This is a genomic window from Staphylococcus sp. GDY8P126P (assembly GCF_017891965.1).
In the GTDB taxonomy this organism is placed as follows: domain Bacteria; phylum Bacillota; class Bacilli; order Staphylococcales; family Staphylococcaceae; genus Staphylococcus; species Staphylococcus saprophyticus.
Genome location: NZ_JAESKG010000001.1, coordinates 186,494 through 208,180, shown reverse-complemented (window position 1 = coordinate 208,180; position 21,687 = coordinate 186,494). Strand labels below are relative to the sequence as shown.

Here is a 21,687-nt window from a genome sequence, read left to right as displayed (position 1 = left end):
TAAAGTTGAAAGTCGGTGAATTCGTGTGTTAATCAAACAAAAAGGGATTATTATAAAAACCATTGATTATGGCGAATCCGATAAAATTATAACTATCTTAAATGAATATGGTGCTAAAGTCCCACTTATGGTAAGAAGAGCCAAGAAAAGTAAGAGCGGCTTGCAGGCTAATACGCAATTATTTGTGTATGGCTTGTTTATTTATTCAAAGTGGAAAGGTATGGGCACCTTAAGTTCAGTTGATGTCATTGACCAAAATTACCATCTGCGACTAGATATATATGAAAGTAGCTATGCAAGTTTGTGTACTGAAACGATCGACCGTTCCATGGAAACAGATGAAATCTCTAAAAATAGTTACGAATTATTGCATTTTGTATTAGATAAGATTAGGCAGGGGATTTCAGCACAACTCATGTCAGTTGTTGTATTGTTAAAATGTATGACAAAATTTGGATTTAATGCAGTATTTGACAGATGTGTGATAACTCAAAGTGAAGATCAATCAAAATTAGTCGGTTATAGTTTTAAATATGATGGTGCAATTTCTGAAAATGTTGCATATAAAGATACACACGCATTTCAGTTATCAAACAAAACGTTGTATTTATTAGATATCCTTCAGAAGTTACCAATTAATCAAATGAGTTCATTGAGCATACACGAAACAATTGTCGATGAAATGTCAGAACTTGTTATCTTATTGTATAAAGAGTATGCGGGTATGTATTTCAAAAGTCAAAAACTAATTAATCAATTATATCGATTAGATAACTTATAATAATTATTTATATTCAAACCTATTGGCCCAGACCATAGGTTTGTTTTTTTTATAAAAAAATGGGACAAGAAAAATTAATCCATTACAATGAAATAATCTTAGTTTCTTGTCCCATAAATATTTAAATTGCTATTTAAGTTTTATTTGATTTTGAATATATCATTCTTAAAATTAAAATTTAACTTTTTCAGCTAAGAATGATTTTAATTCAGTGATTGGCATACGAACTTGCTCCATTGTATCACGGTCACGAACTGTAACTTTTTCATCTTCTAAAGAATCAAAATCAAAAGTGATACAGTATGGTGTTCCAATTTCATCTTGACGACGGTAACGTTTACCAATTGATTGTGATTCATCAAAATCAATTGCAAAATCAGCGCTTAATTCTTCGAACACTTTAATTGCATCGCCTGATAATTTTTTACTTAATGGTAATACAGCTGCTTTATATGGTGCAAGTGCAGGGTGGAAGTGAAGTACTGTTCTTGAATCTTTGCTTCCTTCAACTCCTTCTTCATCATAAGCATCACATAAAAATGCTAAAGTAACACGGTCAGCACCTAATGAAGGCTCTATACAGTAAGGGATATATTTTTCTCCTGTTTCTTGATCGTGATATTGGAAATCTTCACCAGAATGTTCACTATGTTTTTTCAAGTCAAAATCTGTACGACTCGCGATACCCCAAAGTTCACCCCAACCAAATGGGAAACGATATTCGATATCAGTAGTCGCATTTGAATAGTGAGACAATTCATCTGCATCGTGATCACGTAAACGCGTTGCTTCTTCGCTTAAATTTAAATCTTTAAGCCATTGACTCGCGAATGTTTTCCAATAATTTTGCCATTCAATTTCTTCACCAGGTTTACAGAAGAATTCCAATTCCATTTGTTCGAATTCACGTGTTCTAAAGATAAAGTTACCAGGCGTAATTTCATTACGGAATGATTTACCGATTTGTCCTATACCAAAAGGTAATTTTTTACGCATAGTACGTTGTACATTTTTATAGTTAACAAAAATACCTTGTGCAGTTTCAGGGCGTAGGAAAATTTCGTTAGTAGAATCTTCAGTAACCCCTTGGAAAGTCTTAAACATAAGGTTGAATTGACGAATATCAGTCCAATTCGCTGTGCCACTTACAGGACAAACGATACCTTCTTCATCAATAATGCGTTTCATTTCATCAAAGCTTAAACCGTCAGCGACAAAGTTTTCGTCACCTTTTTCATTTAACATGTAGTCTTCAATGATTTTATCTGCACGATAACGAATTTTACTATCTTTGTTATCGATCATCGGATCATTAAAATTACCTAAATGACCTGATGCTTCCCAAGTTTTAGGGTTCATTAAAATTGCAGCATCAATACCAACATTATATGGTGATTGTGTAATGAATTTTTGCCACCATGCTTTTTTAACATTATTTTTTAATTCGACACCAAGTGGGCCGTAGTCCCATGTATTTGATAGACCACCATAAATGTCACTACCAGGGAATACAAAACCTCTATGTTTTGCTAATGAGACGATTGTTTCCATATCTTTTGTCATTAAATATAACTCTCCTTTTTTACATGAAAACGCCCCAAGACACAGAATAAGCCAAAAAGTTTAATCTATATCTTGGGACGAGTTAATCTTTTTAATCACATATGTAATATATGTGTTTATTTACTAGATTCATGTTAACCCGCGGTTCCACCCAAATTAGTGTGTACACTCGCTTTTAACTATCATTTAATTGTAGCCATTGTTACTTGTTAAGCTTTCACCATCCTTAACTCGCTTTAAGTCTAATTTTAATGTATTGATAGTTTATAAGCAAGTAAATATATGTATTTGTAGCAATTAAAAATTCAATGTATAATTAAGAAGAATGAATAAAGGGGTGAGTGTTATAGAACTAAGTAAAAGGCAACAACAAATAATTGAAATAGTAAAGAGTAATGGGCCTATTACAGGAGAACATATTGCTGATCGTCTGAGCTTGACTAGAGCTACATTGCGACCGGATTTAGCCATATTAACAATGTCTGGCATATTAGAAGCTCGACCACGTGTAGGTTATTATTATTCTGGCAAACCTCAGAATAAATTAATTGCGGATGAATTGAAGCAATATGTTGTGAAAGATTATGCGTCTCACCCTGTCGTCGTTAAAAGTGAGACGTCAGTTTATGATGCAATTTGCACCATATTTTTAGAAGATGTCAGCACATTGTTTGTTATTAATAGTGATGGTGACTTTATGGGTGTTTGTTCTCGTAAAGATTTACTGAGAGCTTCTATGATTGGTGATGATATACATACAATGCCAGTTAATATTATTATGACACGAATGCCGAATTTGAGTTTTGTACTTGAAGGTGAGAAAGTCATACATGCAGCAAATCTTATGATCGAAAAAGAAATTGATTCATTACCAATTGTAGTAAAGAAAGATAATGATAAATATGAAGTTAAAGGTCGTATTTCTAAAACTACGATCACTAAAATCTTTGTATCCTTACTAAATGAATAGGTGGTTTTAAGTAAATGAAAAATATTAAAATAATCGTGGCGTCCGACTCGGTAGGTGAAACAGCCGAACTTGTAGCAAGAGCTTGTATTTCACAATTTAATCCTAAACAATGTGAAAGTGAAATAAGTAGGTATCCCTATATAGAAGCACTAGAAAATGTGGATGAAGTGATTTCAGTAGCGAAAGATACCGAAGCGATAGTGGTATATACACTAGTTAAACCAGAAATTAGAAAATACATGGAAGCGAAATTAGCAGAATTTAAAATTAAAGCAGTGGATATTATGGGGCCACTAATGAATATTTTATTAGATCAAATAGATGAAAAGCCGTATTTTGAACCAGGTTTAGTCCATCAACTAGATGAAGCTTATTTCAAAAAAATTGATGCAATTGAATTTGCAGTTAAATATGACGATGGTAAAGATCCAAAAGGTTTATTCAAGGCTGACATTGTATTGTTAGGGATTTCAAGAACGTCTAAGACGCCGTTATCACAATATCTAGCACATAAAAGTTACAAAGTTATGAATATTCCAATCGTACCTGAAGTAACACCTCCAGATGATTTATTTGATATAGATTCTTCTAAATGTATCGCTTTAAAAATTAGTGAAGAAAAATTAAATAGAATTCGTAAAGAAAGACTCAGACAACTTGGCTTAGGTGAAAGTGCAAGATATGCTACTGAACAACGCATAGAAGAAGAGCTGAATTATTTCCATGAATTAGTTGATAAAATTGGTTGTCCTGTAATTGATGTTTCAGATAAGGCTATTGAAGAAACAGCAAATGATATTATCAGTCTTATTGAGCAAAATAATTTCAAAAATTAACGAAAACAATTATAATAGTATGACTAATGTTTAATAGGTGATAATATTGAGAATCGATCAATCCACGATAAATGAAATAAAAGATAAAACGGATATACTTGATTTAGTTAGTGAGTATGTGAAGTTAGAGAAGAGAGGACGCAATTATATAGGTTTGTGTCCTTTTCATGATGAAAAAACACCCTCATTTACTGTTTCTGAAGATAAACAAATTTGTCACTGCTTCGGTTGTAAAAAAGGTGGTAATGTTTTTCAATTCACACAAGAAATTAAAGATATCCCATTTACAGAAGCAGTAAAAGAATTAGGTGAACGTGTAAATATTAAAGTTGAAACCGATCAAAGTTATGCTAATCAAGACAATGGGCATCAAGTCGCTTCAGATGATTTAAAAATGATTGAAATGCATGAATTAATGCAAGATTATTACCATTACGCACTGAAGAAAACTGTTGAAGGTGAAGCGGCATTAAATTATTTAAAAGAACGTGGTTTTACAGATGAATTAATAGATGCAAGAAAAATTGGTTATGCACCTAATAATGCGCATTTCTGTCATGATTTTTTAAAGAAAAAAGAATATGACATTGAACTAGCTTATGAATCTGGTTTGTTGTCACGAAATGAAGAGAATTTTAGTTATTATGATCGATTTCGTGATCGTGTCATGTTTCCATTAAATAATGCACAAGGAAGAACTGTTGGTTATTCTGGTAGAACATATACAAATCAAGAACCAAAATATTTAAATAGTCCAGAAACACCCATATTTCAAAAGCGAAGATTACTTTACAATGTAGATAAAGCAAGAAAATCAATACGTAAAAATGATGAAATTATTTTATTAGAAGGCTTTATGGATGTAATCAAATCAGATCAAGCAGGATTGAAACAAGTTGTTGCTAGTATGGGTACACAGATTTCAAATGAACATATTGCCTTTATAAAGAAATTAACAACAAATGTCACTTTGATGTTCGACGGTGATTTTGCGGGTACTGAAGCTACTTTGAAATCAGGACAGGCTCTACTACAACAAGGCTTTAACGTCTTTGTAGTACAACTTCCTAAAAATATGGACCCTGATGAATATATTGGTAAACATGGCGCAGACGCTTTTAATTATTTTGTTGAACATGAGAAGAAGTCATTCATCATTTACAAAATTCACACGCATCAAGACGAAATAGAAAACAATGATCTAGCATATGAAAGATATTTAAAAGAGATAACTAATGATATTTCATTTATGCAATCAACGATTTTACGCAAAAAAATATTGCAAGAAGTATCTGAATTGTTTAAAGTTAGCTTGGATAGTCTAAATAATGAAGTAGGACAGCAACAAGATTATTATCAGCCACACAATTATCAAATACCCACTGTTCCTGAATTTAATAATTTGAGCAAACATGAAAAAGCAGAACGTGCTTTATTAAAACATTTTATGAACGATAAAGACACTTTCTTGAATTATCATAAATTACTTCAAACAGAAGACTTTACAAATCAATATTTTAAGCGTATATTTAATGTTTTACATGAGTTTTACTCTGAAAATGATACGTTTAATATTAGTGATGTGTTACAGTATATCGATATCAATGAAATCAAAGAAGCATTTATATCATTAGATAATTATATGATAAATGAAGAACCTTATGAATATGAGATTGACGATTATATAAATACACTGACATCTAATAGAAATGAAGAAACGATTGAATCGCTTAATCAAAAGTTGCGGGAAGCTTCCAGGTTAGGTGATTTAGAACTGCAAAAATATTATTTAGAAAAAATTGTAAATCACAATAAAAATAGAATGAATTAATTTTTTATGTATTTGTCTGTATATTTATTTATATGGGGTTGCTAAAATGTATACTAAGTAAATATTTTGAGTAGATTTCACTAATTTTATCTATAAAATATTTTGATATCAATTTGATATTATATTCGGGAGGCCATTTCATGTCTGGAAATAACGTTAAAGTTAAAAAACAAACGATTGATCCATCTCTAACTTTAGAAGATGTAAAAAAACAATTAATTGAAAAAGGTAAAAAAGAAGGGCACCTTAGTCATGAAGAAATTGCAGAAAAACTGCAAAATTTCGAAATGGATTCTGATCAAATGGACGAATTATTTGATCAATTAACTGATAATGACATAAGTTTAGTTAATGAAAAAGATAGTTCAGATAAAGATTTTAAATTAAATCCAAATGATTTAAGTGCACCTCCAGGCGTAAAAATAAATGATCCAGTGCGTATGTATTTAAAAGAAATCGGACGAGTAAATTTATTAAACGCTCAAGAAGAAATTGAATTGGCGAAAAAAATTGAGCAGGGCGATGAAGTTGCGAAATCTCGATTAGCTGAAGCCAATTTACGACTTGTAGTAAGTATTGCTAAAAGATATGTAGGTCGTGGCATGCTTTTCCTTGACCTTATTCAAGAAGGTAATATGGGTTTAATCAAAGCAGTAGAAAAGTTCGATTTTAATAAAGGATTTAAATTTTCAACTTATGCAACTTGGTGGATTCGTCAAGCAATCACTCGTGCGATTGCTGACCAAGCACGTACAATTCGTATACCAGTACACATGGTAGAAACAATTAACAAATTAATTCGTGTTCAAAGACAATTATTACAAGATTTAGGTAGAGATCCTGCACCTGAAGAAATAGGGGAAGAAATGGATTTACCACCAGAAAAAGTAAGAGAAATCTTAAAAATTGCTCAAGAACCTGTATCACTTGAAACACCAATTGGTGAAGAAGATGATAGTCATTTAGGTGATTTTATTGAGGACCAAGAGGCTCAAAGTCCTTCTGATCATGCGGCCTATGAATTGTTAAAAGAACAATTAGAAGATGTCTTAGACACATTGACGGACCGTGAAGAAAATGTACTACGCTTACGTTTTGGTTTGGATGATGGACGTACGCGCACATTAGAAGAAGTAGGTAAAGTATTTGGCGTTACTAGAGAACGTATTCGTCAAATAGAAGCAAAAGCGCTTAGAAAACTAAGACACCCAAGCAGAAGTAAACGTCTAAAAGACTTTATGGACTAACAAGTAATATAAACATAAATTGGAAACCACACGTTATTGTGTATAAATTGTTAAAGCAATGACTGACTGATTTCTAAATTCACTCACGCTAAGTATTTTGAAATCAATTTATCTTTGTAGGGGGCGGGCATACGAAATCTAATTACATTTTTAGATTTCAATCCCGCTCCTTTTTTACATATATCAGAGGAGTAACAATATGATTCCATTAAATCAGAGATTAAAAAAAGTAAGTACTTTTATTCAAGGTAATTGTTTAGCTGACATTGGATCAGATCACGCATACCTACCAATTTATGCCATTGAAAATCATTTAATTGATTTTGCAATTGCTGGGGAAGTGATTAAAGGACCATTTGATGCGTCTATTCGCAATGTACGAGATTATAAACTGAGTCATGAAATTGATGTTAGGCTCGGAGATGGCTTAACTGTTATAAGACCCGAAGACCATGTCACTTCTGTATCAATTTGTGGCATGGGTGGTCCATTAATCGCTAAAATATTAAATGAAGGCACTGAAAAATTAGAAAACAAACCTAGACTGATATTACAAAGTAATATTCAATCTAGCGCAATACGAGAGCAACTATTAAAGTTAAACTACACTATAATCGCAGAAGAAATTTTGGAAGAAAAAGGTCACATCTATGAAATACTTGTTGCTGATTATAATAATCATTGTGAACCTATGACTGAACAAGAAATAAAATTTGGCCCAAAATTACTCCAAAATAAAACCCCATTATTTTATAAAAAATGGGAACGCGAACATGACGCATTGTTAAAAATAAAAAGTAATTTGAATCCAAATGTACATACAGAACGTTTAAGAGAAATTGATAAGGATATTAATTTAATTAATGAGGTGATTTAAATGAACATAGAAAATTTACTGAATATCATTAATAAGCATGTTCCATTTGCTTCTGCTGAATCTTGGGATAATGTAGGATTGTTAATTGGCAATAAAAACGCAACGATTTCAGGCATTATGACTGCACTTGATTGTACGGAAGAAGTAGTAGATGACGCATTAAAAAATCACTGTAATACCATTATTTGCCACCATCCACTTATTTTCAAAGGAATCAAACAAATAACACAAGATGATGGTTATGGTGCAATTTTAAGAAAATTAATTAAACATGATATAAATGTCATTGCACTACATACAAATTTAGATGTTTACCCTAAAGGCGTTAATGCAATGCTTGCCAATAAACTTAAGTTAAATCATCAACGTATTTTAAATCCTGAGTTACGCTCCTATTATAAAGTTCAAGTCTTTATTCCTAAAGAAAATTTAATAGACTTTAAAAATAAATTAAGTGAAGCAGGATTAGCAGAAGAAGGGGATTATCAATATTGTTTCTTTGAAACCCCAGGAAATGGACAATTCAAACCGATTGAGGGTGCCAATCCGCACATTGGTGAATTAGACCAAATTTCATCTGTTGAAGAATATAAATTAGAATTTATGATTGATTATAATCAGAAACAACTAGCTCAACAACTTATAATGCAACACCATCCATATGAAACACCTGTATTTGATTTTATAGAATTACAAAAAGAAGCTGATTATGGCTTGGGAATGCTTGGTGAATTGGAAGAAACGATGAATACAATGGCATTTGTAAACCATGTGAAAACGAATTTGAAAATGCCTAGTGTTAGATTTACAGGTAATTTAGATGCAGACATTAAAACAGTAGCAATTATTGGTGGTTCAGGTATTGGATTTGAATTTGACGCTATAAATAAAGGTGCAGATATATTTGTAACAGGAGACATAAAACACCATGATGCTTTAGATGCAAAAATCGCAGGTATGAATCTATTAGATATTAATCATTACAGCGAATATGTAATGAAAGAAGGTTTATGTGAGTTATTAGTAGATTGGTTAAATAATGAAACAGAAGATTTTAAAATTATAGCGTCAAAACTTAATACAGATCCCTTCAACTATCTATAATTAAAATTTTAAAAATTTATAGGTTATCTTAAACCAAAATATGCCTGAATCAATAGAAACAACAAATAGTAAAATACTATATGAATTATTAGGGATACTTTTTTATGGTAGATACACTAAATAAGTTAATAAGTGGTTGAGATATAAATAAGTATCTCAACCATTTTAAATGCTGTAGAGTAAAAAGTAAGATTGTTCTGCGAAATTATTTTGATAAGGTGCGTATTTCTCTACAAAGACTACTTAAAGGTTCAAAGTCAGATTCCAAATCAATAATTTAGTTCAAAATTATAGTGTTTTGCTTTATAATAGACAAGATGAAGATTTAAGGAGGCCAAGACATGGCAAATCACCCATTTGAAAAATTTAATTTAGAAGCAGGTCTTATAGATGCTGTGAAAGATTTGAATTTTAATCAACCAACTGAAATACAGACACGTGTCATACCAAAGATAATTAAACAAGTGAATTTAATTGGTCAATCACAAACAGGCACAGGAAAATCACATGCGTTTTTATTACCATTATTAAATTCAATCGATACAGACTATAAAGAACCACAAGCAATAGTTGTTGCACCAACACGTGAACTAGCACAACAACTATTTGATGTAGCAAGTCATTTAACAAGATTCAAAGAAGACGTATCTGTAAAACTCTTCATTGGCGGCACAGATATCGAAAAAGATCGTAGCCGAGTTAAGAACCAACCGCAACTTATCATAGGCACACCAACTCGAATTAACGATTTAGCTAAACATGGGGATTTACATGTACACTTAGCTTCTTATTTGGTGATTGATGAAGCAGATTTAATGATTGATTTAGGACTAATAGATGAAGTGGATTACGTAGCAACAAGACTAGATGAAAATGCACATATTGCAGTATTTAGTGCAACTATTCCTAAGTCATTGCACCCATTTTTAAATAAATATCTAGAAAATCCAGAATTTGTAGAAATTGAAAACACAGAAAAAAATAAGAAAAATATCGAATTTTATTTAATACCTACAAAAGGTGAAGCAAAAATAGAAAAAACACTAAAACTGATCGATATATTAAATCCATATTTATGTATTATATTCTGTAACAGTAGAGATAGTGCAGATGAATTAGCAAAACAATTAAATGCTGCTGGTTTAAAATTAGGGATGATTCACGGTGGTCTTACACCTAGAGAACGTAAACAACAAATGAAAAGAATTAGAAATTTAGAATTCCAATTTGTGATTGCAAGTGATTTAGCTTCACGTGGTATAGATATTGACGGTGTAAGCCATGTAATTAACTTCGATGTGCCTAATGATATTGATTTCTTTACACATAGAGTTGGACGTACAGGACGTGGTCAATACAAAGGTGTAGCAATTACATTGTACAGTCCTGATGAAGAGCATAATATTGCATTAATTGAGCAAAGAGGTTATAAATTCGAAAATGTAGATATCAAAGACGATGAATTAAAACCAATAAAAGCGCATAATATGCGACAAACGCGTAAAAATAAAGACGATCACTTAACAAATCAATTGAAATATAAAGTTAAAACGAATAAGAAAAAAGTAAAGCCAGGCTATAAGAAAAAATTCAAAAGAGATTTAGATGATTTAAAACGTAAGGAACGTAAACAATTTAGTAAACAGAAAAGTCGTCAAGATAGAAAAAATAGAAAAGGATAGGTGAATTTTATGTTAGTAGGATCACATGTATCTATGAATGGTAAAAAAATGTTAGAAGGTTCAGCTGAAGAAGCACATAAATTTGGCGAATCTACTTTTATGATTTACACGGGTGCACCTCAAAATACTAGAAGAAAACCTATCGAAGAATTAAATATTGAAAAAGGTCATGAGATAATGAAAGCACATGGTCTTTCCAATATTGTTGTTCACGCACCTTATATTATAAATATCGCAAATACTGTTAAACCCCATGTCTTTGAATTGGGGGTAGAGTTTCTTCAAAGTGAAATCGAAAGAACACAAGCACTTGGTGCACAAGATATTGTTTTACACCCAGGCTCTCATGTAGGAGAAGGTACAGATGCTGGTATTAAAAAAATTATAGAAGGTTTAAACGAAGTTTTAACGAACGATAATAATGTAAGAATTGCATTAGAAACGATGGCTGGAAAAGGTTCTGAAGTAGGTAGAAACTTTGAAGAGCTAGCAAGAATTATAGATGGTGTAAACCATAATGATCGTTTATCGGTTTGTTTCGACACATGTCATACACATGATGCTGGCTATAATGTTAAAGAAGATTTTGATGGTGTACTAAATGAATTTGATAAAATTATCGGTGTAGATAGAATTAAAGTAGTACACGTCAATGATAGTAAAAATGATATTGGTGCACATAAAGATAGACACGAAAATATCGGTTTTGGATATATTGGCTTTGATGCATTAAATTATGTCGTACATCATGATACATTTAAAGATATACCTAAGATATTAGAAACACCTTATGTAGGTGAAGATAAAAAAAATAAAAAACCACCATATAAATTAGAAATTGAAATGTTAAAACAGCAAAAATTTGATGAAGATTTAAAAAATAAAATATTACAACAATAATGTTTGTTTAAAATTAAATTAATATATTGAATTGAGTAAGCGTAAGTATCCTAGATATAAAATAGGGTACTTGTGCTTACTCTTTTTTTGTTAATTCGGAAACATTACTATTTACATATTGGATTGGACGTTGTATAGTATGGAATGAGGTGAAAACATGACTACACCAGTATTCGAATTAAAAAATATTGATTATTATTTTGATAACAAACAAGTACTTGAAAATATAAATATAAAAATTAATCGAGGAGAGTTTGTTGCAATTGTAGGACCCAATGGTGCTGGAAAATCAACACTATTGAAAATTATCCTAGGGTTATTACCCATCCAAAAAGGTCAAATATATGTGGATGGAAAAGATTATAATGGCAAACAATCATTGTTAAAAATAAGTTACGTCTCACAAAAAGCACAAGCCTTTAAAGCGGGGTTCCCTGCAAGTGTTAAAGAAGTTGTGATAAGTGGTCTAACTAAACGTAAAAGACTGTTTCAATGGTTCAATAAAAAAGATGAGAGAAAAGTAGAAATTGTATTAAAAAGACTGAATATAAAACATTTAATAGATAAAAACATTGCTGAATTATCCGGAGGTCAACAACAACGCGTGTTAATAGCTAGAGCACTTATAAGTGAGCCTTCGGTATTAATTTTAGATGAACCGACAAGTGGTATTGATGCAAAACATGTTAGTGAATTTTATGAAACGTTGGAAAGACTCAAAAATGAAGGCGTAACAATTATACTAGTAACTCATGATATTGGTGTGGTTGCCGATACAGCTACAGAGGTTGCATGTCTCAATAAACATATACATTTCCATGGAACAACAGAAGCATTTAAATCTCTAGACGAAGTAGAAATTTCAAAAATTTATGGTCATCCAATACAATTTGTTGATCATCAACATAGTAGGGAGTGTTGTTCATCATGATAGAAGCCCTACTGAATTTTGATTTTATGAGATATTCACTTATCAGTGGTATATTAATTGGTTTCATTGCACCACTTATTGGTGCTTTTATCGTTGTTAGAAGATTGTCACTCATTGCCGATGCACTCAGTCATGTTACACTGGGAGGTATTTCCTTTGGCATGTTCATTATAACGGTGATACCTGCATTTGTATTTATTAACCCAATGTGGTTTGGTATTTTATTTGCTATTATAGGCGCTTTACTTATAGAGAATTTAAGAACATCTTATAGTAATTATCAGGAAATTGCGATTCCTATCATCATGAGCGCAGGTATTGCATTAAGTGCTATCTTTATATCACTCGCTGATGGATTTAACCAAGAAATAGTTGGGCTATTATTTGGTTCAATCAGTGCTGTTACATTAAGTGATTTATCAACTATTATCGTGATTGTAGTTATCGTACTCATATTTATTTTCTCATTTTATAAAGAACTATTTATATTATCGTTCGATGAGGAATATAGTAAAGTAATTGGAATTCCAAAATGGATACAATTTTTATTTATAATTATCGTTGCAATGGTAATTTCTGCTTCTATGCGTGTTGTAGGCATATTATTGGTAAGTGCTTTAATTACGTTACCAGTAGCAGTTTCAATGCGAATAACTAAAGGATTTAAACAATTAATTATATTGAGCGTGATTATTGGAGAGTTTTCTGTTATCGCTGGACTTGTTCTAGCATTTTATATGAATATATCTCCTGGCGGTGTAATAGTAGTACTACTTGTACTTATTTTAGCAATAACGATGATGTATCAAAGATTAAAAGTAAAATCGATTAAAGGAGTTGCTAAAGATGAAGACTGAAGAAGCTATTGGCATTATTAAAAATCATGGACACAAATATACAAATAAAAGACGTGAAATGATTGATATTTTTGTAGAAGAAGATAAATACATCAATGCAAAAATAATACAACAAAAAATGGACAAAAATTACCCTGGCATTTCATTCGATACAATTTATAGAAACTTACATTTATTTAAAGATTTAGGTATTGTAGAAGGTACTGAACTAGATGGAGAAATGAAATTCAGAATTGCATGTACTGATCATCATCACCATCACTTTATTTGTGAATCCTGTGGCGATACAAAAGTAATAGATTTTTGTCCAATTGATCAAATTAAAGCATTTTTACCAAAAGTAGATATTCACACACATAAATTAGAAGTTTATGGCATATGCGAATCGTGCCAAAAAGCATAATATATGAGTAATTGATTTATTGTAAAACGTGAAAAATTCATTCTTTCTACAAGCTTATCTCTTTTTAAACATAGGTCATTAGTATGAATTAAAGTGAATTTTTAAAATTGTTTGCTAAACATGTTTAAATAAGCTGTTTTTGAGATATACTAATAAAGTAACTAAAGATAACAAATACTATATTATGACATTACAATTAATGTTTAAGCATATTAATTGTTGTCATCATTAATAATTGTTATGCTTTATTTAAAGATTAATTAGGAGGATGATTATTTATGGCTTTTGAATTACCAAATTTACCTTATGGTTTTGATGCATTGGAACCACACATTGATAAACAAACAATGGAAATTCACCATGACAAACACCATAACACTTATGTAACTAAATTAAATGCAGCAGTAGAAGGAACTGATTTAGAATCTAAATCAATCGAAGAAATTGTTGCAAACTTAGACAGTGTTCCAGAAAATATTCAAACAGCTGTTCGAAATAATGGTGGTGGACACTTAAACCACTCACTATTCTGGGAATTATTAACTCCAAACTCAGAAGAAAAAGGTACTGTTGTTGATAAAATTAAAGAACAATGGGGCTCTTTAGATGCATTTAAAGAAGAATTTGCTGACAAAGCAGCAGCTCGTTTCGGTTCAGGTTGGGCATGGCTAGTTGTGAATAACGGTAACTTAGAAATCGTTACAACACCTAACCAAGATAACCCATTAACTGAAGGTAAAACACCAATCTTAGGATTAGATGTTTGGGAACACGCATATTACCTTAAATACCAAAATAAACGTCCAGACTATATTAGTGCTTTCTGGAATGTTGTTAATTGGGAAAAAGTTGACGAATTATATAACGCTGCAAAATAATTGCGCGTACGATTATGACGGCCTTTTCAAAGGTCGTCATTTTTTTTAACTAAAATAATAGAAATATTGACTGATTTCATATATCATTTGTAGTGAGAACTATTGAATAGAGGTATGCTGTTTTGCTAAAAAGATTAAAAGAAAAATCAAATGATGAAAAAATTAGAAATACGATGAATAAAAGAATTAGCTTTATATTTGGAATCATTGTATTCATTTTTGCGATAATTATTTTAAGATTAGGATATTTACAAATTGCACAAGGTTCTCATTATAAGCAACTTATTAAAAATAGTGAAAACCTGACAGTTAACGAAGCTGTTCCTAGAGGTCGTATTCTAGATAGGAATGGCAAAGTCCTTGTCGACAATGCTTCTAAAAAAGCGATTACATATGCAAGAGGAAGAAAAACTTCACAATCAGAAGTATTGAAAACTGCTGAAAAATTATCAAAACTTATTAAAATGGATACAGATAAAATTACTGATCGTGATAAACAAGATTATTGGATACAACTTCATCCAAATAAAGCTAAAAGTTTAATGAAAAACGAGCAAGTATTGTTAGATGACGGTAATATTACCCAAGATGAATATGATGATGCTTTATATAAAAAAGTAGGTAAAAATCAAATTAACTCACTAAATGATAAAGATTTACAAATCCTTGCTATTTATAGAGAAATGATGTCTGGTTCTGCACTTGATCCACAAACAATTAAAAATGAAGATGTAAGTGATGAAGAGTATGCAGCCGTTTCGCAAAAATTATCTGATATGCCGGGTGTAAATACGACTATGGATTGGGATAGAAAATATCCATATGGTGATACGTTAAGAGGCATTTTCGGTGACGTTTCTACGACTGAAGAAGGTATTCCAAAAGAATTGACTGAGCAGTATTTAGCCAAAGGGTATTCTCGAAACGATCGTGTAGGTAAATCATATTTAGAATATCAATATGATGATATTTTAAAAGGTAAGAAAAAAGAAATGAAATATACCACTGATAAATCAGGTGAAGTTATAGACTCTAAAGTAATTAATCCAGGTTCACGTGGCGATGATCTTGTATTAAGTATTGATGTAGATTTACAGAAGAAAACTGAAGAATATTTAGAAAAGCAAATCTCAAAATTGCGTAGTGAAGGCGCTAAAGATATGGACAATGCATTAATTGTTGTGCAAAACCCAAATAATGGTGATATCTTAGCAATGGCAGGTAAGCAAATAGATAAAAATGGTGATTTAACAGATTATGATATTGGAACATTTACTTCTCAATATGCAGTTGGTTCCTCAGTAAAAGGCGGCACGCTACTTGCTGGCTATCAAAATAATGCAATTAAAGTTGGAGAAGAAATGATTGATGAGCCGCTTAAATTCGCTGGTGGTTTAACAAAACATTCTTATTTCAACCAAGATGGTAAAGTAAGAATTGACGATAAAGAAGCACTCATGCATTCATCAAACGTTTATATGTTCAAAACAGCATTAAAATTAGCCGGATCACCTTATACTCCGAATATGTCATTACCAACCGATATTACGAGTGCTGGACAAAAATTGCGTAAAGGTTTAAATCAGGTTGGTTTAGGAGTGAAAACAGGTATTGATTTACCAAATGAAACAAACGGACAAATTGAGCCATTAACAGACAATCCTGGTAATTACCTTGATTTAGCCATAGGACAATATGATACCTACACTCCTATGCAATTATCTCAATACGTTTCAACAATCGGTAATAATGGTTATAGAGTTCAACCACATGTTGGTTTAGAAATTAGAAAAGCGACTAACAAAGAAACGCTTGGGCCAGTTAAAGAAAAAGTGAAAGGTCAAGTGTTGAATAAAGTTAATAATACACAAAATGAAGTGAATGAAGTACAAGAAGGATTCAAAATGGCATTTAACGAAAAAGATGGAACTGGTTATCAAAGTTTCAAAGATACAGAAGTGCCATCAGCTGGTAAAACTGGAACTGCGGAAGTATTTCAAGATGGCGAACCAAGAGTTAATTCAACTTACATTGGTTATGCGCCAATCAAAAATCCACAGCTTGCATTTTCTATTGTATATACAAACCAACCAGTACCTGAGCCATGGTTAAATGGTGGCGATTTAGGACGAGATGTTATTAATTACTATTTCAAAGAAAAGTCAAAAGATTAATATTTTAGCATCAATTTTATTTAAAATACTGGTATAGTCGCCTTTATTGAAAAATAATACTTTTCAATTTTATAACTAAATGGTATGATTAATTAGTCGTATTTTGAAAAGGTAAGGAGGAATTAGCATGCGCGTAAACGTAACTCTAGCTTGTACAGAATGTGGAGAAAGAAACTACATCACTACAAAAAATAAACGTACTAATCCTGAACGTATAGAAATGAAAAAACACTGTGCACGTGATAATAAGCACACTATGCACCGTGAAACAAAATAATTAATATTATTTAAACCAGATTCTATTAGAATCTGGTTATTTTTATGTGGTTTATTAAAATGAGTGAATAAATCAATTTATAATTAACATTTTAAATTTTCATAACTTAAATCTTATAAAAAAATTGTGATTCAAATTGCAGTTTAATGACATTATGATTCATTAACGTTATAATAATAAAAGTATGAATTACGGGAAGGTGTACAAAATGGATAAAAAATTATTGAGAAAAAAACATATTGAATTAATGAAATCTTTTATGTTAAACAAACAGGAAAAACAACGAGCAGATCAGTTTTTAGCTAATCAATTTTTTAATACCGATGAATACCGCACTGCTTCTCGTATAGGTATTGTATTATCCATGCCGCACGAAGTTAATACATATACTTTGATTCAACAGATGCTAGACGATGGTAAACAAGTATTTGTACCTGAAACAAATTACCAATTGCGTGAAATGTCTTTTAAACATATTGACGATTTAAAGCATATTGGTAAAGATGCTAAAGGGATGAATCATGTAAATACAAAGACTGAAATATCCAATGAATTAGATTTATTAGTTGTTCCTGGGGTAGCTTTTAATGATAGTGGCTATAGAATTGGTTATGGTGGCGGTTACTTTGATAAATTTATCAGTACATATAATCAACCAACGATGAGTTTAATTTATGATTTTCAATTAAGTGACTTTAAAGTTGAAACACATGATCAACCTGTAGAAAAACTAATCATAGCGACAACAAGATAATGGAGGGGAAAATGATTACAGAAAAGCATTATTGGAAGTGTATTTACACTTGGATTAAATATCTAAATTATCATGTTGTACATAAAAATCAAGAAACTAACGAAGTTTGGTTAGCGAATCAACGTAAGCGTAGTATCGTTATTTTCAAATATGGAGCAAATTCAACCCAAGAAGTGAGATTTGATAAAAGCAGAATCCAAGAAAATCAGCAAGATATCAGTACTTTTCTAGGTTTTGAACCTAATAATTATGAATTGTTTATTTTTACTGATAAGCATTTTACAGATGAAAATTTAAATGAAAATCATCCAGTAAAATTTAAGGTCAAGATAATTAGAGAAGCAGATCATATGGAACGCTTGCTCCCTAATGTGTTTATCAGACAATTATATAAAAGAAATACAAAGCAAACAAAAGGGTATTATAAACAGCGTGCTTTAAATACGAATCCAATTGAAAAACACATGTTGAAGTTTTCACCAGTGACCTATGCTTTAATCATATTAAATGTTGTGATTTGGTTATTTATGGTATTGTTTTTAAATCGTTTCTCAGATTTAAAGCTCTTAGATGTTGGTGGATTAGTGCATTTTAATGTTGTTCATGGTGAATGGTATCGTTTAATAATATCTATATTTTTACATTATAATTTTGAACATATATTAATGAATATGTTGAGTTTATTCATATTTGGTAAAATAGTTGAATCAATTGTAGGTCATTGGCGTATGTTCGTTATCTATTTGGTAGCTGGTTTATTTGGTAACTTTGCTTCTTTATCTTTTAATACTGATACCGTTTCGGTAGGTGCTAGCGGTGCGATTTTTGGCCTTATTGGTGCAATTTTCACATTTATGTATATAGGCAAACAATTTAATCGTAAGCTTATCGGTCAATTATTAATTGTACTTGTCATTATGATTGGTTTATCTTTATTTATGCAAAATATAAATATCGTGGCCCATATTGGTGGATTTATTGGCGGATTATTGATTACATTAATGGGATATTATTTCAAAATGAATAAAACACGTTTTTGGATTATTTTAATTACTATTCTTGTTTTATTTTTAGCTGCTCAGGTTAGAATTTTCACCATTAAGGAAGATAATATCTATAACAGCATTATTACTAAAGAAATGAAACAAGGTAATTATGATGAAGCGAAAAATATGGTTCAACGTACAATCAATAAAAGCTATGCAGATGATGAAACATATTATTTAAGTGGATTGATTAAAACAACACAAAATTCTAAAGCTGAGGGCATCGCATCTTGGGAACGTGGCTTACGATATTTCCCTAATTCAGGTATCTTAAATTACCAACTCGCAATTGCAAATAGATCATTGGATAATAATGATAAAGCTAAAAAGTATATCAAAAATGCATTAAAAGCTGATCCAAATAATAGAGACTATATTAATTTAAATAAAGAATTGAGCGATAATAGTGATTCAGAAAATTAATTCATTTTACGATGTTCAGCAACTTTTAAAAAAATTCGGCTTTATTATATACTTTAAAGATAAAGTGGATATGTATGAAATGATGGAACAAGAGATAAAATCTTTATATGATTATAATCTTATATCAAAAGATGAATATTTAAAATGCAGATTAATCATTAGTCAGAGAAGGAGTAAGTAATATATGAATAAAATCATACTAGCAGCAGATATAGGTGGTACAACTTGTAAATTAGGTTGTTTTGATGAAAATTTAAATCGTATTTCAAAATGGTCAATTAACACGGATACATCAGATACAACGGGTTATCAATTGTTGAAAAATATTTATGATACTTTTGTCGCATATATTGATCAATCTGATTATACTTTTTCTGATGTTATCGGTGTTGGTATAGGAGTTCCTGGTCCTGTTAATTTTGAAACGGGTGAAGTTAACGGTGCAGTCAATTTATATTGGACGGAACCAGTAAATGTTAGGAATATTTTCAAACAATTTGTTGATTGTCCAGTTTATGTTGATAATGACGCTAACGTAGCTGCACTAGGAGAGAAACATAAAGGTGCAGGTAATGGTGCTGATGATGTAGTTGCAATTACACTTGGCACAGGACTTGGCGGAGGTATTATTTCGAATGGCGAAATCGTACATGGACACAATGGTTCAGGAGCTGAAATTGGTCATTTCCGAGTAGACCATGACCAACGTTTTAAATGTAATTGTGGTAAATCGGGTTGTATTGAAACAGTTGCATCTGCTACAGGCGTAGTTAATCTTGTTAACTTTTATTATCCAAAATTAACTTTTAAGTCATCTATACTCCAATTAATAAAAGAAAATAATGTAACTGCAAAAGCTGTTTTTGATGCGGCGAAAGCAGGAGATCAATTCTGCATATTTATCACAGAACGCGTTGCTAATTATATTGCTTATTTATGTAGTATTTTAAGTGTAACGAGTAACCCTAAATACATTGTTTTAGGTGGTGGTATGTCAACTGCGGGACTTATTTTGATTGAAAACATTAAAACGGAATATCATAATTTAGCTTTCACTCCAGCACAGAAAGATACTGAAATCGTACAAGCGCAACTTGGCAATGATGCAGGCATTACAGGTGCTGCAGGTTTAATATATACTTATGTAATTGAAAAGGAAGGTGCAAAATAATGGCAATTGTAGATGTAGTCGTTATACCAGTTGGTACAGAAGGGCCAAGTGTAAGTAAATATATTGCTGAAATACAAACGAAATTAAAAGAGTATAAAAATCAAGGGAAAATAGATTATCAACTGACACCTATGAATACTTTAATTGAAGGTGACTTGAAAGATTTATTCGAAGTTGTGCAAGCAATTCATGAGTTACCTTTTGACAAAGGATTAGATCGTGTTTGTACAAATATTAGAATTGATGATAGAAGAGATAAATCACGTAAAATGAATGATAAACTAAAATCTGTGGAAAACCATTTGAATAATGGAGGGCAAGCATAATGAAAATATCAAGTTTAACTTTAGGATTGGTCGATACAAATGCTTATTTTATAGAAAATGAGACAAATGTACTTTTAGTTGATCCTGCAAGTGATAGCGACTTGATTATTAAAAAATTAAATCAAATTAATAAGCCATTATCTGCAATTTTATTAACGCATGCACATTTTGACCATATAGGTGCATTAGATGCTATTGTAGAAAAGTATCAAGTACCCGTGTACATGCATAAAGCAGAATTTGATTTTTTAACAGATACTCAAAAAAACGGTTCAGAAAAATTCAAACAATATGGCCTTCCACAAGTTATTAGTTCAGTCACACCACAATCATTAACTGAAGGCCAGACAAATATTGTTAACTTTGATTTCAATGTCCTGCATACGCCAGGTCATTCACCAGGTAGTTTAACTTTTGTATTTAAAGATTTTGCAGTTGTAGGAGACACCTTGTTTAAACAAGGTATCGGTAGAACGGATTTATATAAAGGAGATTATGAAACTTTAGTAGATTCGATACTTGATAAATTATTTACGCTTGAAGAGGACCTACCATTATTCCCTGGACATGGACCATATACAACTGTTGAAGATGAACAACTTAACCCATATTTGCATGGGTGAATAGCTTTCAATTTAACGCAAACTTTATAAGTA

The 21,687-nt window shown here is 31.2% G+C and carries 22 protein-coding genes; 21 read left to right on the top strand and 1 reads right to left on the bottom strand.

Annotation, left to right across the window (positions count from 1 at the left end):
* Positions 1-25 precede the first annotated feature (25 nt).
* Positions 26-781, top strand: coding sequence for a DNA repair protein RecO (gene recO, locus KA893_RS01030; RefSeq protein WP_002483166.1), 756 nt, complete (start codon positions 26-28; stop codon positions 779-781).
* Positions 782-952: 171 nt separating this feature from the next.
* Here recO and KA893_RS01025 read toward each other — a convergent pair whose 3' ends face one another.
* Positions 953-2,344, bottom strand: coding sequence for a glycine--tRNA ligase (locus KA893_RS01025; RefSeq protein WP_002483167.1), 1,392 nt, complete (start codon positions 2,342-2,344; stop codon positions 953-955).
* A gap of 325 nt (positions 2,345-2,669) precedes the next feature.
* Here KA893_RS01025 and ccpN point away from each other — a divergent pair, with 325 nt between their 5' ends.
* The 20 genes from ccpN to KA893_RS00925 all read left to right on the top strand — a co-directional run bounded on the left by ccpN (position 2,670) and on the right by KA893_RS00925 (position 21,654).
* Positions 2,670-3,314, top strand: coding sequence for a transcriptional regulator CcpN (gene ccpN / locus KA893_RS01020; protein ID WP_075345136.1), 645 nt, complete (start codon positions 2,670-2,672; stop codon positions 3,312-3,314).
* Between the two features lie 14 nt (positions 3,315-3,328).
* Positions 3,329-4,150: a pyruvate, water dikinase regulatory protein gene (locus KA893_RS01015; protein ID WP_041080603.1), complete on the top strand. Its 822-nt coding sequence runs from the start codon at positions 3,329-3,331 to the stop codon at positions 4,148-4,150.
* A gap of 46 nt (positions 4,151-4,196) precedes the next feature.
* Positions 4,197-5,981: a DNA primase gene (gene dnaG / locus KA893_RS01010; RefSeq protein ID WP_115338500.1), complete on the top strand. Its 1,785-nt coding sequence runs from the start codon at positions 4,197-4,199 to the stop codon at positions 5,979-5,981.
* A 140-nt stretch (positions 5,982-6,121) separates the two neighbouring features.
* Positions 6,122-7,228 carry an RNA polymerase sigma factor RpoD gene (rpoD, locus tag KA893_RS01005; RefSeq protein ID WP_002483171.1) on the top strand — a complete coding sequence of 369 codons (1,107 nt, stop codon included), beginning with the start codon at positions 6,122-6,124 and terminating at the stop codon, positions 7,226-7,228.
* Between the two features lie 199 nt (positions 7,229-7,427).
* Positions 7,428-8,105 carry a tRNA (adenine(22)-N(1))-methyltransferase gene (locus KA893_RS01000; RefSeq protein ID WP_194375709.1) on the top strand — a complete coding sequence of 226 codons (678 nt, stop codon included), beginning with the start codon at positions 7,428-7,430 and terminating at the stop codon, positions 8,103-8,105.
* A complete protein-coding gene (locus KA893_RS00995; RefSeq protein WP_041080605.1) occupies positions 8,106-9,209 on the top strand; it encodes a Nif3-like dinuclear metal center hexameric protein in 1,104 nt (367 codons plus the stop codon).
* Between the two features lie 341 nt (positions 9,210-9,550).
* Positions 9,551-10,891 (top strand): DEAD/DEAH box helicase, encoded by a 1,341-nt coding sequence (locus KA893_RS00990; protein WP_011303010.1) that lies wholly within the window; start codon positions 9,551-9,553, stop codon positions 10,889-10,891.
* Positions 10,892-10,900: 9 nt separating this feature from the next.
* Positions 10,901-11,791 carry a deoxyribonuclease IV gene (locus KA893_RS00985; RefSeq protein ID WP_041080606.1) on the top strand — a complete coding sequence of 297 codons (891 nt, stop codon included), beginning with the start codon at positions 10,901-10,903 and terminating at the stop codon, positions 11,789-11,791.
* Between the two features lie 157 nt (positions 11,792-11,948).
* On the top strand, positions 11,949-12,722 hold the full coding sequence (locus KA893_RS00980) for a metal ABC transporter ATP-binding protein (RefSeq protein WP_041080608.1): 774 nt from the start codon (positions 11,949-11,951) through the stop codon (positions 12,720-12,722).
* The gene (locus KA893_RS00975; protein WP_041080610.1) at positions 12,719-13,579 is read left to right on the top strand and encodes a metal ABC transporter permease; all 861 of its coding nucleotides are present in this window, start codon (positions 12,719-12,721) and stop codon (positions 13,577-13,579) included. Before KA893_RS00980 ends, KA893_RS00975 begins: the two co-directional genes overlap by 4 nt.
* A complete protein-coding gene (locus KA893_RS00970; protein ID WP_002483178.1) occupies positions 13,569-13,982 on the top strand; it encodes a Fur family transcriptional regulator in 414 nt (137 codons plus the stop codon). The genes KA893_RS00975 and KA893_RS00970 overlap by 11 nt, the downstream gene beginning before the upstream one ends.
* A 278-nt stretch (positions 13,983-14,260) precedes the next feature.
* Positions 14,261-14,860 carry a superoxide dismutase gene (locus KA893_RS00965; RefSeq protein ID WP_011303014.1) on the top strand — a complete coding sequence of 200 codons (600 nt, stop codon included), beginning with the start codon at positions 14,261-14,263 and terminating at the stop codon, positions 14,858-14,860.
* Positions 14,861-14,982: 122 nt separating this feature from the next.
* A complete protein-coding gene (locus KA893_RS00960) occupies positions 14,983-17,034 on the top strand; it encodes a peptidoglycan D,D-transpeptidase FtsI family protein (RefSeq protein ID WP_194375708.1) in 2,052 nt (683 codons plus the stop codon).
* Positions 17,035-17,161: 127 nt separating this feature from the next.
* A complete protein-coding gene (gene rpmG / locus KA893_RS00955) occupies positions 17,162-17,311 on the top strand; it encodes a 50S ribosomal protein L33 (RefSeq protein ID WP_002483181.1) in 150 nt (49 codons plus the stop codon).
* 208 nt (positions 17,312-17,519) lie between these two features.
* Positions 17,520-18,065 (top strand): 5-formyltetrahydrofolate cyclo-ligase, encoded by a 546-nt coding sequence (locus KA893_RS00950; protein ID WP_041080616.1) that lies wholly within the window; start codon positions 17,520-17,522, stop codon positions 18,063-18,065.
* A gap of 11 nt (positions 18,066-18,076) precedes the next feature.
* On the top strand, positions 18,077-19,534 hold the full coding sequence (locus KA893_RS00945) for a rhomboid family intramembrane serine protease (RefSeq protein ID WP_194375707.1): 1,458 nt from the start codon (positions 18,077-18,079) through the stop codon (positions 19,532-19,534).
* A complete protein-coding gene (locus KA893_RS00940; protein ID WP_041080619.1) occupies positions 19,518-19,715 on the top strand; it encodes a YqgQ family protein in 198 nt (65 codons plus the stop codon). The genes KA893_RS00945 and KA893_RS00940 overlap by 17 nt, the downstream gene beginning before the upstream one ends.
* A 3-nt stretch (positions 19,716-19,718) precedes the next feature.
* Entirely contained in the window at positions 19,719-20,705 is a 987-nt protein-coding gene (locus KA893_RS00935) for a glucokinase (RefSeq protein ID WP_041080621.1), read from the top strand.
* The gene (locus KA893_RS00930) at positions 20,705-21,031 is read left to right on the top strand and encodes an MTH1187 family thiamine-binding protein (protein WP_002483185.1); all 327 of its coding nucleotides are present in this window, start codon (positions 20,705-20,707) and stop codon (positions 21,029-21,031) included. Before KA893_RS00935 ends, KA893_RS00930 begins: the two co-directional genes overlap by 1 nt.
* Positions 21,031-21,654, top strand: coding sequence for an MBL fold metallo-hydrolase (locus tag KA893_RS00925; RefSeq protein WP_041080623.1), 624 nt, complete (start codon positions 21,031-21,033; stop codon positions 21,652-21,654). Before KA893_RS00930 ends, KA893_RS00925 begins: the two co-directional genes overlap by 1 nt.
* Positions 21,655-21,687 lie beyond the last annotated feature (33 nt).